Source organism: Mycobacterium sp. E2699 (genome assembly GCF_001666745.1).
Classification (GTDB): domain Bacteria; phylum Actinomycetota; class Actinomycetes; order Mycobacteriales; family Mycobacteriaceae; genus Mycobacterium.
Window position 1 is genome coordinate 177,704 of the sequence record NZ_LZJH01000055.1, and the last position, 13,531, is coordinate 191,234.

Annotated in this window: 12 protein-coding genes and 1 tRNA gene; 7 read left to right on the top strand and 6 right to left on the bottom strand. The window is 67.2% G+C overall.

Going from position 1 to position 13,531, the window contains the following annotated elements; all coding sequences use genetic code 11:
- Positions 1 to 259 precede the first annotated feature (259 nt).
- A complete protein-coding gene (locus A5696_RS08300) occupies positions 260 to 604 on the top strand; it encodes a hypothetical protein (RefSeq protein ID WP_067876197.1) in 345 nt (114 codons plus the stop codon).
- A 19-nt stretch (positions 605 to 623) separates the two neighbouring features.
- On the opposite strand, the gene A5696_RS08305 is transcribed toward A5696_RS08300, so the two are convergent.
- On the bottom strand, positions 624 to 1,055 hold the full coding sequence (locus A5696_RS08305) for an Hsp20/alpha crystallin family protein (RefSeq protein WP_067876200.1): 432 nt from the start codon (positions 1,053 to 1,055) through the stop codon (positions 624 to 626).
- A 147-nt stretch (positions 1,056 to 1,202) separates the two neighbouring features.
- Entirely contained in the window at positions 1,203 to 1,484 is a 282-nt protein-coding gene (locus A5696_RS08310; protein ID WP_156738299.1) for a hypothetical protein, read from the bottom strand.
- Positions 1,485 to 1,617: 133 nt separating this feature from the next.
- Here A5696_RS08310 and A5696_RS08315 point away from each other — a divergent pair, with 133 nt between their 5' ends.
- Complete coding sequence (locus tag A5696_RS08315; protein ID WP_231964261.1) at positions 1,618 to 1,956, top strand: hypothetical protein; 339 nt, start codon at positions 1,618 to 1,620, stop codon at positions 1,954 to 1,956.
- Between the two features lie 44 nt (positions 1,957 to 2,000).
- Here A5696_RS08315 and A5696_RS08320 read toward each other — a convergent pair whose 3' ends face one another.
- The 3 genes from A5696_RS08320 to A5696_RS08330 all read right to left on the bottom strand — a co-directional run bounded on the left by A5696_RS08320 (position 2,001) and on the right by A5696_RS08330 (position 4,804).
- Complete coding sequence (locus A5696_RS08320) at positions 2,001 to 2,825, bottom strand: hypothetical protein (RefSeq protein WP_067876206.1); 825 nt, start codon at positions 2,823 to 2,825, stop codon at positions 2,001 to 2,003.
- Complete coding sequence (locus A5696_RS08325) at positions 2,822 to 3,415, bottom strand: TetR/AcrR family transcriptional regulator (protein ID WP_067876210.1); 594 nt, start codon at positions 3,413 to 3,415, stop codon at positions 2,822 to 2,824. The genes A5696_RS08320 and A5696_RS08325 overlap by 4 nt, the downstream gene beginning before the upstream one ends.
- 126 nt (positions 3,416 to 3,541) lie before the next feature.
- The gene (locus tag A5696_RS08330; protein ID WP_067876213.1) at positions 3,542 to 4,804 is read right to left on the bottom strand and encodes an AarF/ABC1/UbiB kinase family protein; all 1,263 of its coding nucleotides are present in this window, start codon (positions 4,802 to 4,804) and stop codon (positions 3,542 to 3,544) included.
- A 313-nt stretch (positions 4,805 to 5,117) separates the two neighbouring features.
- Here A5696_RS08330 and A5696_RS08335 point away from each other — a divergent pair, with 313 nt between their 5' ends.
- Positions 5,118 to 6,269: a cytochrome P450 gene (locus A5696_RS08335; protein ID WP_156738300.1), complete on the top strand. Its 1,152-nt coding sequence runs from the start codon at positions 5,118 to 5,120 to the stop codon at positions 6,267 to 6,269.
- A gap of 106 nt (positions 6,270 to 6,375) precedes the next feature.
- Here the strand turns inward: A5696_RS08335 and A5696_RS08340 are convergent.
- A tRNA-Arg gene (locus A5696_RS08340) sits at positions 6,376 to 6,449 on the bottom strand.
- 184 nt (positions 6,450 to 6,633) lie between these two features.
- Between A5696_RS08340 and A5696_RS08345 the strand changes: the two genes are divergently transcribed.
- The 4 genes from A5696_RS08345 to A5696_RS08360 all read left to right on the top strand — a co-directional run bounded on the left by A5696_RS08345 (position 6,634) and on the right by A5696_RS08360 (position 13,508).
- Entirely contained in the window at positions 6,634 to 7,881 is a 1,248-nt protein-coding gene (locus A5696_RS08345) for an alpha/beta hydrolase (RefSeq protein ID WP_067876216.1), read from the top strand.
- A gap of 142 nt (positions 7,882 to 8,023) precedes the next feature.
- Positions 8,024 to 9,493, top strand: coding sequence for a wax ester/triacylglycerol synthase family O-acyltransferase (locus tag A5696_RS08350; protein WP_067876219.1), 1,470 nt, complete (start codon positions 8,024 to 8,026; stop codon positions 9,491 to 9,493).
- Positions 9,490 to 11,160, top strand: a complete 1,671-nt coding sequence (locus A5696_RS08355) for an HAD-IB family hydrolase/lysophospholipid acyltransferase family protein (protein WP_067876222.1) — start codon at positions 9,490 to 9,492, stop codon at positions 11,158 to 11,160. The genes A5696_RS08350 and A5696_RS08355 overlap by 4 nt, the downstream gene beginning before the upstream one ends.
- Positions 11,157 to 13,508 (top strand): glycerol-3-phosphate 1-O-acyltransferase, encoded by a 2,352-nt coding sequence (locus A5696_RS08360; protein WP_067876224.1) that lies wholly within the window; start codon positions 11,157 to 11,159, stop codon positions 13,506 to 13,508. Before A5696_RS08355 ends, A5696_RS08360 begins: the two co-directional genes overlap by 4 nt.
- Positions 13,509 to 13,531: the final 23 nt, after the last annotated feature.

The following is a 13,531-nucleotide window of genomic DNA, read 5'->3' on the forward strand; positions in this document are numbered from 1 at the left end:
CGGCCTTTGTCGTCGGGACCACTCGACGTGGATTGAACGATCCCTCGATCCCGACTCACGTTCGCGGTGAGCACACACTTTTTCGACGTTGACATCGCCAATCCGCCGCGTCGTAAACTATCGAAATCAGATCGTCAGCTAACAGAAATGTCGGCTCTTGATCAGGACGAAGCGGACTTTAGATTTCCTCGGGAAGCTCCATCCAACTACGTCTCATCGGCAGATCGGCTGGATTGATTCAACGGTTAAGGGAGTCGGAATGAAGTTGACGCTTACCCGCCTTGGCGCTGCGGTAGTGGGTTGTGCTGCGGCGTGCGTGTTTTCGACCGCGGTCGCCAGCGCCGATCCACCCGACCCGCATCAGCCGGACATGACGAAGGGCTACTGCCCGGGTGGGCGATGGGGCTACGGCAATTTGGCGGTGTGCGATGGCGAAAAGTATCCCGACGGGTCATTTTGGCACCAGTGGATGAAGACCTGGCTTGTCGGCCCGCAGTTTTACTACGACTGTGTCGGCGGCGACGAACCTCTCCCCGGCCCGCCGCCGCCGGGTGGCTGCAACGGTGCGATTCCTACCGGCCAGCCGGCCCCGCCCCCGACGTGATCGGCGCAGCGGCCGCGAATCACTCCCGAGTTTCGACCTCGATGCGCTTGGCCGTCGGGCCACCGTTGGGCACCGGCACCGAGATCGCCAGGATGCCCTTTTCGTAGGTGGCATGGACGTCGTCGACGTTGGCACCGGCGGGCAGCGGAACCGAGCGCGCGAAGGCTCCATAGCTGAACTCGGACCGGCCGTGGGACTCGACGGCCTGGCTGCGCACCGCCTTGATGGTGAGCATTCCGTCGTGCACGGTGATGTCGATGTCCTTCGCGGGGTCGACGCCGGGAATCTCGGCGCGCACCTCGTAGCGGCCATCGTTGATCTCGTCCTCGACGCGGAGGAGGTTGCGGTCGAACAGCGGACGCAGGCCGGCCAGCAGGGGAGTGCCGCTGAAGAGCTCGGCGAGATCGGGCACCAATGTTCTGGGTTGACGCTGGACTGGCAGAGTTGCCATGGAATCTCCTGAAATCGTTGCATCGCTTTCGATTTCGATCGAACCACTATGCCGTCCGCGGTGCCAGACGGCGCGCGTCGATGTTGCCAAGAGATTCATTGCGCGTTAAACCGGGCGGCGGTGTCCCACGCGGCGCCGTCGGCGTGTTCAGCCCACCCTCTTCAGGGTGTAGTGGGCCATCGTCCGTTTGGGGTCGTCGGCGAGCCTCTTCACCTCCTGGCGGATGGGTTCCACGGCGCCGCCCAACACGCCGGGGCAGCCGTCCGGGCACCGGACTTCCCACCATGAGTCAGACCGGTGTGGCGGCCACGCCCCGAGCTGTCCGCCTCTGGGCTGATAGCCGATCTCGTCGGCGAACTTCCTGAGGTTGCCGACGTGATGCTGTTCCGGGCAGAAGAGCGAAACATCGATTCCGAGGTTCTCGTTCATGGCCGCCATTCTCCCTCGCAACGGCGTGACCACAATCACGGCCGCTGCGGGCGCCTCCATGGTGTAGTCACTTGACTACAGTGCTCCGCCTGTGGTGTAGTCAAGTGACTACGCCTCCCGAGGAGAACGAACCATGACCACAGCAGCCGCGCGGGATCGCGGAAGCGATCTCGCCATGAACTTCGCCCTTGCAGCACCCAGCGGTGCAACCTGCGTCGGCGACTGGGAAAGCATCGGCGCGGGCTTCAGGGTGTTCGACGGCCCGGAGTGGAGAATCGAGCACGTCACCAAGCGTGGTCGGCGCGCCGACGTCGGCCATATCGTCGTGTCCGTCATCGGCCGGCAGTACGCGGATGGGCACGCCGAGCGCGAGATCATCATCGACGGCGCCGACGCTCCGGTCATCACGCCTTCCGAAGCGCGCAAGCTGGGCAGGGCGTTGATCGCCGCCGCGGACGCCGCTGACGGGTGACAGCGAAGGGCCGTCGCGCACACCTTGCGGTCACGCCGTGCAAGTCAGGGATGCGTCACGAGATATGTCTCGTTGTTCAACCCTGCCGTGAGTTCGTCGACGTTGAAGGGGCGGTCGAGTCGCGCGTGCAACGCTTTCGGCTCGAGCAAGAGGCTGATTTCTGCGGTTTGCCGCGCGAAGAGTCGTCCGATGAGCGGGTAGATGCGACGCATGATCGCCCGCTCCGCGGATGTGCACCGTGAGGCGCAGTAGCCGACATGGCCGATCTCGTCTGTGAGAATCTCGCTGTAAAGCAATTCAATTCGTTCGGCGACCGCGGGTTCATCGGCGAACAGTTTGATGCCGACGCGACGCAATTCGTCAAACATGATGCAGCCCGCCATCTCAGCGGCTCCGACGAACATGAAGCCGAGCCGCGGGGGCAGGAACACGCCCGTCTTGACGAACTGCCGCATCACAAACGGCGGCGGGACCACCTGGAAGGTCAGATCGAACACGTCCAGCGCATATGCCAGCAGCCTGGTGTGGTAGTGCTCTTCAAGCTCGAGGTAGACGTTCTCGGGCGGCAGGCTCTCATCACTGTTGCGCCCGTAGGTTTCGCCCAACCCCACCCCGAATCGTTCCGCCTGGTTCAATTTGGCCGTCGCCAACAGGAACAACATTTTGTCGTCCAAGCCGGGCTCGGGACGCCTACGCCGCAAGTTGCGCAGGAAGGTCGGCCGGTCGGCGGGATGGGCCGACCGTACGGGATTGGCTTCAAGTTCGTTGAAGAACTTCTCGCGCTTGGCCAGCCGTCGGTTGAGCAGATCGGCCTCACCGTCACGCTCAGCCAAAAAGTCCCGGTAGCCCTCTATTCCTCCGCGTCTCATCGGTTCTCCATTCCTTTGACAATGGTGGTGACGTATCGGTCCAGGAACCCGGCATCGTGCGCCCCGGTGGCCAGCAGCGCGAAGAGGCCGGTGAGGAAGAAGGTGCCAAGCTCCTGGGGGTCCGCCTGCGGGGGAACTTGCCCTGCTTGTTGTGCCCGGCTGATTTCGCCCACCACAAACTCCGCGAGCGGGTGTTGTCCCAACTCCTCTTCAACTGGGCGGGTCGAGGAGAAGTGCAGTCCGAGCATGTCGCGAAACACCACTGCGCCGAGTCGCCGTTCCGCGTCGAGGATGTGCCGCACCACTCGTGTCAGAACGGATTCCAGGTCGCCCTCGGCCTCACCAAGGTCGTCGACAATCCGAACCTCCTCTTTGCGCTCCACTTCGACGAGGACGTGTTCCTTTGTCGGGAAGTGGAAATAGAAGGTTCCTCGTACGACACCCGCCACGGTCGCGATCGCGCTGACATCGGCGGCGGCGAGCCCGCGCCGCGAAATCTCGTCCAGCGCTGCGTCGAACAGGCGCTCTCGCGTCTCGAGTCTCCGCGCTTCGCGGACGCTTCTGGCTGGTGACTCAGCCACCGACTCCATACGTCGGAACGCTACGCTCACTCGCTGACAGCTGTCAATGACAGGCGTCAGCGACAGAAAAGGCTCCTGCCGAGCTGTGCGGGGACTAGTTCGGAGAACTGTCCCGGGGCTCGTCCTCCTTGCTTGCTACATCGACCTGCGCGCCGCTGAGACCGGCTCGTCGCGGTCCGCTCGGGCCGCGCCCGCGGCGAGGTGCTTGAGTAGCTCGGCCTGGATGAGCCGGCGCCCGGGCGCGAGCCGATGCGAGAGCCCGTTCAGCAGGATCAGCGTGCGCCCGACGAGCGCGAAGTCCTCCGGGATCTTGCGCAGGCTCGTCTCGCCCAGGATCTCGAAGAAGCCGGCCTCGGTATCGCTGTCGCCGATCGTCATCAGCATCAGCGTGCGCAGGTTGTCGGGTTTCATCGAGGCGACGTCGAAGCCGAGCTGCTCGGCCGCGGCGAACGCGGATCGCGAGTCGCCAATCATCGAACAGACCATCATCGTCGCGACGAGCCGCGCGAAGCCGGGCGGCAGCTCCTTGGCCAAACCGAAGTCGAGGAGGCCGATCCGGCCGTCGGGGAGGATCAGCAGGTTCCCGGGGTGCGGATCGCCGTGGAAGAAGCCCTGCTCGAAGATCATCGTGCCGTAGAGCGCGCCGATCTTGCGCGCGATCTCCGTGAGCTTGTGGCCCGCCGCGACCAGCTCCTTCGTGCGCGCGACCTGGATGCCCTCCAGGTACTCGAGCACAATCATGTTGTCGCCGCACAGCTCCGGATGCACGCGCGGGACGACCACGAAGTCCATGTCGGTGAGGCTTTCCGCGAGCCGCTCGGTCGAGCGCGCCTCACGCGCGAAGTCGAGCTCGAGCTCGATGAAACGCGTCGTCTCGGTGACGAGCGCTCGCAGGTCGATGCGCCGCTGCACGAGCATGACAATCCCGACCACGCGGCGCAGCATGCCGAGGTCGAGCGGGATGATCTTCGGGATCTCGGGGTAGCGGATCTTCAGGACGACCTGGCTGCCGTCGCGCAGCGTCGCGCGGTGCACCTGCGCCAACGAAGCGGCGGCGAGGGCCCGGCGATCGACCGTCGCGAACACCTCGTCGAGGGGGCGGCCGAGGTCGCGCTCGACGAGCGGCCGCAGCGTCTCGAAGGGCCGCGGCGGCACCGCATCGTGGAATTGGCTCAGTTCCTCGATGAAGGGCGCCGGTAAGAAGTCGGCCCGTGCGCCCTGGATCTGGGCGGCCTTCGTGAAGGCGCCGGCCAGCGAGAGCGCGACGTGCTTGATCTCGCGGGCCGCCGCGCGGTGGGCGCGCTGCCAGTCGGCGTCGGTCGTCGGCCATCGAGCCGTGCGATCGCGCGCCAGGAGCAGCAGGTAGCGGGGCATGACGCGCACGACGGCAAGCACCACGCGCAGGACTCGGACGGCTCGGAAGTGTCGGATCACGAAGCAGCAGCGCGCCTTTGCTATCGAGCTGAAGATGCAGGGTGCGCTTCGCTTGAGGCGATCGTTGGCACGGTGTTATTGTTGCCGGTCACCCGGTCATTCTCAACATTGCGCTCGTCCAGGGGATCCCGCCATGACGTCTCGTACCTGGCAGCGCTCGGCGCCCTCTCCCGACCGGTCGTCACCCCATGCTTCTTCTAACGGCTCCGCTGAGTTCGACCTGCTCCTGCCGCTGCGCAGCGCCGGCTCGCTCGAGAATCCCTACCCGATCTACTCCGTGATCCGCACCGTGCGGCCCGTGCTCGAGGTGCCGGTCCCGGACTACGCCGGCCCCGGCATGTGGATGCTCACGCGCTACCGCGACGTCCACTCGGTGCTGCGTGACCCGCGCTTCTCGGTCGAGCGCCTGCGCGCGCCGCTCATGCGCGAAAACCTCGACCGCATGCCGGAGTTCCTGCGCCAGAGCGCGACTGGCAGGCGCTCGATGCTGGTCATGGACCCGCCCGACCACACGCGCGTCCGCAAGCTCGTCAACAAGGCCTTCACACCCAAGCGCATCGCCGCGCTGCGCGGTCACGTCGAGGCGATCGTCCGCGAGCTCGTCGACGAAGCGCACGCCAAGGGCATCTTCGACCTGATCCACGACCTTGCCGAGCCGCTCCCGGCAATCGTCATCGCCGAGCTGCTCGGCGTCCCGGTCGAGGACCACCGTCAGTTCCGTAGTTGGTCGAGCGCGATGATCAACGGCGTCGGGTCGACGAGCGCGGAGGCGCGCGCAACCGGCGCCGAGGCGGCGCGGCAGATCTTCGACTATCTCGCCGACATCATCGCCGCCCGCCGCCGCGCCCCGCGCGAGGACCTGATCAGCGCGATGATCGCGGCTCAGGAGGAGCGCGACGCGCTCACCGACGCCGAGCTGCTCGCAACCGGTAACCTGCTGCTGCTTGCCGGCCATGAGACGACGACGAACCTGATCGGCAACGGCACGCTCGCCCTGTTGCGCGAGCCCGATCAGTGGACGCGGCTGTGCAACGATCGCGCGCTGCTCCCGACCGCGATCGAAGAGCTGCTCCGCTACGACGGACCCGTGCAGGCGACGGTGCGTGTCGCGCTCGAAGACGTCGCGATCGACGACCAGGTGATCCCGGAGGGCGCACTCGTGCTCGTGAGCATCGGCTCGGCGAACCACGACCCCGACATGTTCGACGACCCCGACCAGCTTCACCTCGCGCGCAACCCAAACCCGCACCTCGCGTTCGGATTCGGCACCCACTTCTGCCTCGGGGCGCCGCTTGCAAGGCTCGAGGCGCAGCTCGCGTTCGACGCGCTGACGAAGCGGTTCCCGGGGCTCTCGCTCGTGGAGGACCTCCCCGTGTACCGGGCGAATCCGGTGCTGCGCGGGCTCACGAGCCTGGAGGTGGCGGCGTAGGCGGTCGGGGCAGCCCTCAACCGCACACCGCTCGACTCGGAAACACTGTCACCCATCAGCCGAAGACGAACTGTCACGCATCAGCCGAGGTCATACACGCTTGCAGTGCCCCCGGCACGACTCGAACGTGCGACCTAGGGATTAGAAGGCCCTTGCTCTATCCACCTGAGCTACGGAGGCAATGTGCAGGTCAGTCTATCGAACGCGACACGCCCGAAGGACTCGCCGAACGCGACGCGCCCGAAAGGTCTTCCAGCGGAGCGCTTATCGGATATCGTGTGAGCCTCGACACACGTAGAACACCGGTTGATAAACAACCGTTCACCGCAACGAAGCGTGTGCATAACGTCGAGGGGTGCGTTGAATGAGCGTGGCCTTGAACTTGACTTCGCGGTGCTCGTGGGCCGGCGCCCAGGCACTGCGGCTGGCCGCCGACGCCCGGGACACCTACCGAGCCGGGGCGTTGTTGCTGCGCGGCTCGCCGTTCGCGGTCGGCTGGGTGGCCGGCTGGCTGTCCACGGAGTTTCCCCCGCACGTCGTCACCGGGCATGCGTTGACCCGGGTCTCGCGGCCCTCCATCGGGCGTGTCGGCGCCACCTGGGCCGCGCAGAAGGCCGATGAGGCCCTCACCGCCGCGCTCGAGGAATGCTTCGGGCCGGACTTCCGGGACCTGGTGCGCCACCCGGCCTGCGGCCCGTCCCCGTGCGCCTCGCGGGGCGGCCTGCTGCGCAGGCCCGGGCCGCACCGCCGCTACGCGGCGCAGACCTCCGACATCCCCTACGGCCCGGGCGGCAGCGAACACCTGCTCGACATCTGGCGGCGGGAGGACACCGCGCCCGGGCGCCGCGCGCCGGTACTGATCCAGGTCCCCGGAGGCGCGTGGGCGGTCAACGGCAAGCGTCATCAGGCCTACACCCTGATGAGCCAGATGGTCGAACTCGGCTGGATCTGCGTCTCGATCAACTACAGCAGGAGCCCGCGCTGCACCTTCCCGACGCACCTCATCGACGTCAAGAGGGCGATCGCGTGGGTCCGCGAGAACATCGCCGACTACGGCGGCGATCCCGACTTCATGGCGATCACCGGCGGGTCGGCGGGCGGACACCTGGCGTCGCTGGCCGCGCTCACGCCGAACGACCCGCGGTTCCAACCGGGCTTCGAGGACGCCGACACCAGCGTGCAGGCCGTCGCGCCGTATTACGGCGTGTACGACTTCACCGACGCCGAGAACATGCACGAGTTGATGCTGCCGTTCCTCGAGCACTTCGTCCTGAAGACCCGCTACCACGAAAACCCGGACCGGTTCCGGGCGGCGTCGCCGATCACCTACGTGCACCACCAGGCTCCGCCGTTCTTCGTGCTGCACGGCGACAAGGACGAACTGGTGCCCAGCGGGCAGGCCCGTGCCTTCTGCACGGCCTTGCGGGAGGCCGGGGCCGCCACCGTGGGCTACGCCGAACTCGCCAACGCGCACCACGCCTTCGACATCACCCCGACGGTCCGGTCGCGGCTGGCCGCCGGCGCCGTCGCCGACTTCCTGGGCGTCGTTTACGGGCGGCGCGCTTACCCATTGACGGATTCGGTGCCGGTGCCGGCAACGTCCGCCAGCTGAGCGGTCGCCAAGCTTCGCGCGGCGGATCGCGCCTTTCACCCCCGCGGCAACCCGACTAGCGTTGGGTGAACGATCCGGTAAGAGGCAGGTCCGGGGCAGGAGGCTTGGTCGGCGGTGACAACGTTGGCGCGTCGGGTTGAACATGGCTGAGTCGGGCGGGGGCGTCACATTGTCCGACGAGCTCGGACCCGTCGACTATCTGATGCATCGGGGTGAGGCGAATCCCCGGACCCGGTCGGGGATCATGGCGCTGGAGATCCTGGACTCGACGCCGGACTGGACCCGGTTCCGCACCCGGTTCGAAAACGCCTCCCGACGTGTGCTGCGGCTGCGGCAAAAGGTTGTCGTGCCGACGCTGCCGACGGCCTCTCCGCGTTGGGTGGTCGATCCCGATTTCAACCTGGACTTCCACGTGCGCCGGGTCCGCGTGTCCGGGGCCGGAACGTTGCGCGAGGTGTTCGACCTCGCCGAAGTGATCCTGCAGTCGCCGTTGGACATCTCCCGGCCGTTGTGGACGGCCACCCTGGTGGAGGGCCTGGCCGACGGCAAGGCGGCGACGCTGCTGCACGTCAGCCACGCCGTCACCGACGGCGTCGGTGGCGTCGAGATGTTCGCCGAGATCTACGACCTCGAGCGCGACCCACCGCCGAGGCCGACGCCGCCACAACCCATTCCGCAGGACCTGACGCCCAACGACCTGATGCGGCAGGGCATCAGCCGCCTGCCCTTCGCCCTCGTCAACGGCGTCGTCGGCGCGGTGGCGGGGGCGGTGTCGGCGGCCGGCAAAGCGGTGCTCGACCCCGTTTCCACCGTCGGGGGAGCGGTTGGTTACGCCATGTCCGGGGTGCGGGTGATGAACCGCGCCGCCGAGCCGTCGCCGCTGCTGCGCCGGCGCAGCCTGGCCACCCGCACCGAAGCGATCGACATCCCGCTCTCCGACCTGCACAAGGCCGCCAAGGCGGGTGGCGGATCGATCAACGACGCCTACCTCGCCGGCCTGTCGGGCGCCCTGCGCCGCTACCACGTGGCCCTCGGCGTGCCGATCAGCACCCTGCCGATGGCGGTGCCGGTCAACCTGAGGGCCGAGGCCGACACGGCCGGCGGCAACCGGTTCACCGGCGTCAACCTGGCGGCGCCCCTGGGCACCGCCGATCCCGTCGCCAGGATGAAGAAGATCCGCGCCCAGATGACACAGCGCCGCGACGAGCCGGCGATGAACATCATCGGTTCGATCGCCCCGGTGCTGAGCGTGCTGCCCACCGCGGTGCTCGAGGGGATCACCGGCTCGGTGATCGGCTCGGACGTGCAGGCCAGCAACGTTCCCGTCTATCCCGGTGACACCTACATCGCGGGTGCAAAGGTGTTGCGGCAGTATGGCATTGGCCCGCTGCCCGGTGTGGCGATGATGGTGGTGCTGATCTCCCGCGGCGGCTGGTGCACGATCACCGTGCGCTACGACCGCGCGGCCGTGCGCAACGAGGCGTTGTTCGCCCAGTGCCTGCTGGAGGGTTTCGACGAGATCCTGGCGCTGGCCGGTGATCCGGCGCCGCACGCGGTGCCCGCCTCGTTCACCGAACCGGCCGTTTCGTCGCGATCGGCGGCGGGCTCATGAGCGCGTCCGACGAGCGGGGCGCCCCAAAGCCGGGGCAGGACATGCGGTTGCCCGGCTCGGTCGCCGAGATCATGGCCAGCCCGCCCGGCCCGAAGATCGGCGCGTTTTTCGACCTGGACGGGACGCTGGTCGCGGGCTTCACCGCCGTCATCCTGACCCAGGAGCGGCTGCTGCGCCGCGACATGGGCGTGGGCGAACTGCTCAGCATGGTGCAGGCCGGGCTGAGCCACACCCTCGGCCGCATCGAATTCGAGGACCTCATCGGCAAGGCCGCCGCGGCGCTGGCCGGGCGACTGCTGGACGATCTGGAGGAGATCGGCGAGCGGCTGTTCGTCCAACGCATCGAATCGCGGATCTATCCCGAAATGCGCGAGCTGGTGCGGGCCCACGTGGCCCGCGGACACACCGTGGTGTTGAGTTCGTCGGCGCTGACCATCCAGGTCAACCCGGTGGCGCGGTTCCTCGGGATCTCCAACATGCTCACCAACAAGTTCGAGACCAACGAGGACGGCATGCTCACCGGCGGCGTGCAGAAACCGATCCTGTGGGGCCCGGGGAAAGCCGCTGCGGTGCAACGATTTGCGGCCGAGAACGGCATCGACCTCAAGGACAGCTACTTCTACGCCGACGGCGACGAGGACGTCGCCCTGATGTATCTGGTCGGCAATCCGAGGCCGACCAACCCCGAGGGCAAGATGGCCGCCGTGGCCAAGCGCCGCGGCTGGCCGATCCTGCGATTCGACAGCCGGGGTCGCCTCGGCCTGCGGCGGCAGATACGAACCCTTGCCGGCTTCGGCTCGATGTTTCCCGTCGCCGCCGGCGCGGTGGGCATCGGCGTGCTGACCCGCAGCCGACGCCGCGGCGTGAACTTCTTCACCTCGACCTTCTCCCAGTTGTCGCTCGCGATCGCCGGGGTGCAGCTCAACGTGATCGGCGAGGAGAACCTGAACGCACAGCGTCCCGCGGTCTTCATCTTCAATCACCGCAACCAGGTTGACCCCGTCATCGCCGGCGCGCTGGTGCGCGACAACTGGGTTGCCGTGGGAAAGAAGGAACTGCAAAAAGACCCGATCATGGGAACGCTCGGCAAGCTGCTCGACGGCGTGTTCATCGACCGCGACGACCCGGTCGCCGCCGTGGAGACGATGCACACGGTCGAAGACCGCGCCCGCAACGGGCTGTCGATCGTCATCGCCCCCGAGGGCACCCGGGTCGACACCACCGAAGTCGGGCCGTTCAAGAAGGGCCCCTTCCGCATCGCGATGGCGGTGGGCATCCCGATCGTGCCGATCGTGATCCGCAACGCCGAGATCGTCGCCGCCCGAAACTCCACCGTGATCAACCCCGGCACCGTCGACGTCGCGGTGTTCCCGCCGATTTCGGTGCAGGACTGGACGATTGAGAACCTGCCCGAGCACATCGCCGAGGTGCGTCAGCTCTACCTGGACACGCTGGCCAACTGGCCGGTCGACGAACTGCCGAAGGCCGACCTGTACGCGGAGAAGAATGCCGCGAAAAAGGCCAAGCCCCCCGCGAAGAAGGCGCCGGCCAAGAAGGCTGCCGCGAAGAAGGCGCCGGCCAAACCAAAGCCGGCGAAGTCGAACCCCAACGCATCCGAGGTCTCGCTGAAAGACGGTGAGGCACAACAGCCTCGAGGGCGGCCGTGACCAAACCGGCCGTGAATGTCAGCGCAGTCCTGGCCGCCCAAGATTCGCTGATATTGGCGTCCATGACCTCGCCGGTCGAGCGGGAACTGGTCATGGCCTGGGTCAGCCGGCAGCGCGCCGCCGCCCCCGAGATCGCCTTCGACGTGTTGACGTTGCCGCAACCCGATGCACCGCCGGCGGCGCTGTCGGAGCTTGCCCAGCGGCTGGAGTCCGAATCGAACGACGACCGGTCGGTCGTCCCGGTGCGGGTGTTCTGGCTGCCGCCGGCCAATCGCGGCAGGGTCGCACAGTTGGCCGGGTTGCTCCCCGGCCAGGATCCCTACCACCCCAACCAACGTCAGCAACGACACATCGTGCGCAACGACCCGCAACGCGCGCGGGTGGTGGCCGGCGAGCCGGCCAAGGTTTCCGAACTCCGCCAGCAGTGGCGCGACACCACCGTCGGCGAGGACACGCACGACTTTGCGCATTTCGTCACCCGCCGCGCCATCCTGGCGCTCGAGCGCGCCGAGTACCGGATCCTCGGACCGCAATACAAGTCGCCGCGGCTGGTGAAGCCGGAGATCTTGGCGTCCACGCGTTTTCGCGCGGGCCTGAAGCGGATCCCGGGCGCCACCGTCGAGGAAGCCGCCAAGATGCTCGACGAACTCGCCACCGGCTGGAGCCGGGTGTCCGTCGACCTCGTCGGCGTGCTCGGCCGGGCGCTCAGCCGCGGATTCGACCCGGACATCGACTACGACGAGTATCAAATCGCGGCCATGCGCGCCGCGCTGGAAACCCATCCGGCCGTGCTGCTGTTCTCGCACCGCTCCTACATCGACGGCGCGGTGGTGCCGGTGGCGATGCAGGAGAACCGGCTCCCGCCGGTGCACGTGTTCGCAGGCATTAACCTGTCTTTCGGGGTGATGGGGCCGCTGCTGCGCCGATCCGGAGTCATCTTCATCCGCCGCAACATCGGCGGCGACCCGCTCTACAAGTACGTGCTGCGCGAGTACGTCGGCTACATCGTCGAGAAGCGGTTCAACCTGAGCTGGTCCATCGAGGGCACCCGTTCCCGGACCGGAAAGATGTTGCCGCCCAAGCTCGGTCTGCTGTCCTACGTTGCCGACGCATACCTGGACGGCCGCAGCGAGGACATCCTGCTGCAGCCGGTGTCGATCGGATTCGATCAGCTGCACGAGACCGCCGAATACGCCGCCTACGCCCGCGGCGGTGAGAAGACGCCCGAGGGCGTCGTCTGGCTCTACAACTTCATCCGGGCCCAAGGCGAACGCAACTACGGCAAGATCTACGTCCGCTTCCCCGAGGCGGTCTCGATGCGGCAGTACCTCGGCCCGCCGCACGGCCCGCTCGCGCAGGATCAGGACGCCAAACGCCTTGCGCTGCAGAAGATGTCGTTCGAGGTGGCGTGGCGGATCCTGCAGGCGACGCCGGTCACGGCCACGGGCTTGGTGTGCGCGTTGCTGCTGACCACCCGCGGCGCCGCGCTGACGCTCGGACAGCTGCACCACACCTTGCAGGACTCGCTGGACTATCTCGAGCGCAAGCACAACCCGATGTCGACGAGCGCCCTGCGGCTGCGCACCCGCGACGGGGTGCTGGCCGCGGTCGACACGCTGTCCAACGGGCATCCCATCACCCGGGTCGACGGCGGCCGGGAGCCGGTGTGGCTCATCAGGCCCAACGAGCAACACGCCGCGGCCTTCTACCGCAACTCGGTGATCCACGCCTTCCTGGAGACCTCGATCGTCGAACTCGCGCTCGCTCACGCGAGGCGGGTCGACGGCGATCGCGTCCAGGCGTTCTGGGTCCAGGCGATGCGGCTGCGCGACCTGCTGAAGTTCGACTTCTATTTCGCCGACTCGGCGACGTTCCGCGACAACATCGCCGAAGAGATGGCGTGGCACGACAATTGGGAGGCCCAGGTTGCCGCCGGCGGCGACGCCATCGAGGCGATGCTGTTCGCCAAGCGTCCGTTGATGTCCGACGCCATGCTGCGGGTCTTCTTCGAGGCGTACGAGATCGTCGCCGACGTGTTGCGCGATGCCCCGGCCGACGTCGGCCAGAAGGAGCTGACGGCGTTGGCGCTGGGGGTCGGCCGGCAATACGTGGCCCAGACCCGGGTCCGCAGCAGCGAATCGGTGTCGACGCTGCTGTTCGCCACCGCGTACCAGGTTGTGGTCGACCAAGGCCTGATCGCGCCCGCCGACGATCTCGCCGACCGGCGGATCGCATTCCGGCGGGAGCTGCGGGACATCCTGCATGATTCCGACTACGTGGCACGGATCGCGCGGAACCAGTTCGTCGCGCGCGAGGCCAAGGCGCGTCTGGACGGTCACACTCGCTAGTCGGGGTGCGCGCAATACGCTGG

Coding starts and splice junctions, on each gene's coding strand:
- A5696_RS08345 (WP_067876216.1), top strand. CDS start 6,634: ATGAGCGTGGCCTTGAACTTGACTTCGCGGTGCTCGTGGGCCGGCGCC.
- A5696_RS08325 (WP_067876210.1), bottom strand. CDS start 3,415: ATGGAGTCGGTGGCTGAGTCACCAGCCAGAAGCGTCCGCGAAGCGCGG.
- A5696_RS08320 (WP_067876206.1), bottom strand. CDS start 2,825: ATGAGACGCGGAGGAATAGAGGGCTACCGGGACTTTTTGGCTGAGCGT.
- A5696_RS08355 (WP_067876222.1), top strand. CDS start 9,490: ATGAGCGCGTCCGACGAGCGGGGCGCCCCAAAGCCGGGGCAGGACATG.
- A5696_RS08350 (WP_067876219.1), top strand. CDS start 8,024: ATGGCTGAGTCGGGCGGGGGCGTCACATTGTCCGACGAGCTCGGACCC.
- A5696_RS08310 (WP_156738299.1), bottom strand. CDS start 1,484: ATGAACGAGAACCTCGGAATCGATGTTTCGCTCTTCTGCCCGGAACAG.
- A5696_RS08315 (WP_231964261.1), top strand. CDS start 1,618: ATGACCACAGCAGCCGCGCGGGATCGCGGAAGCGATCTCGCCATGAAC.
- A5696_RS08305 (WP_067876200.1), bottom strand. CDS start 1,055: ATGGCAACTCTGCCAGTCCAGCGTCAACCCAGAACATTGGTGCCCGAT.
- A5696_RS08300 (WP_067876197.1), top strand. CDS start 260: ATGAAGTTGACGCTTACCCGCCTTGGCGCTGCGGTAGTGGGTTGTGCT.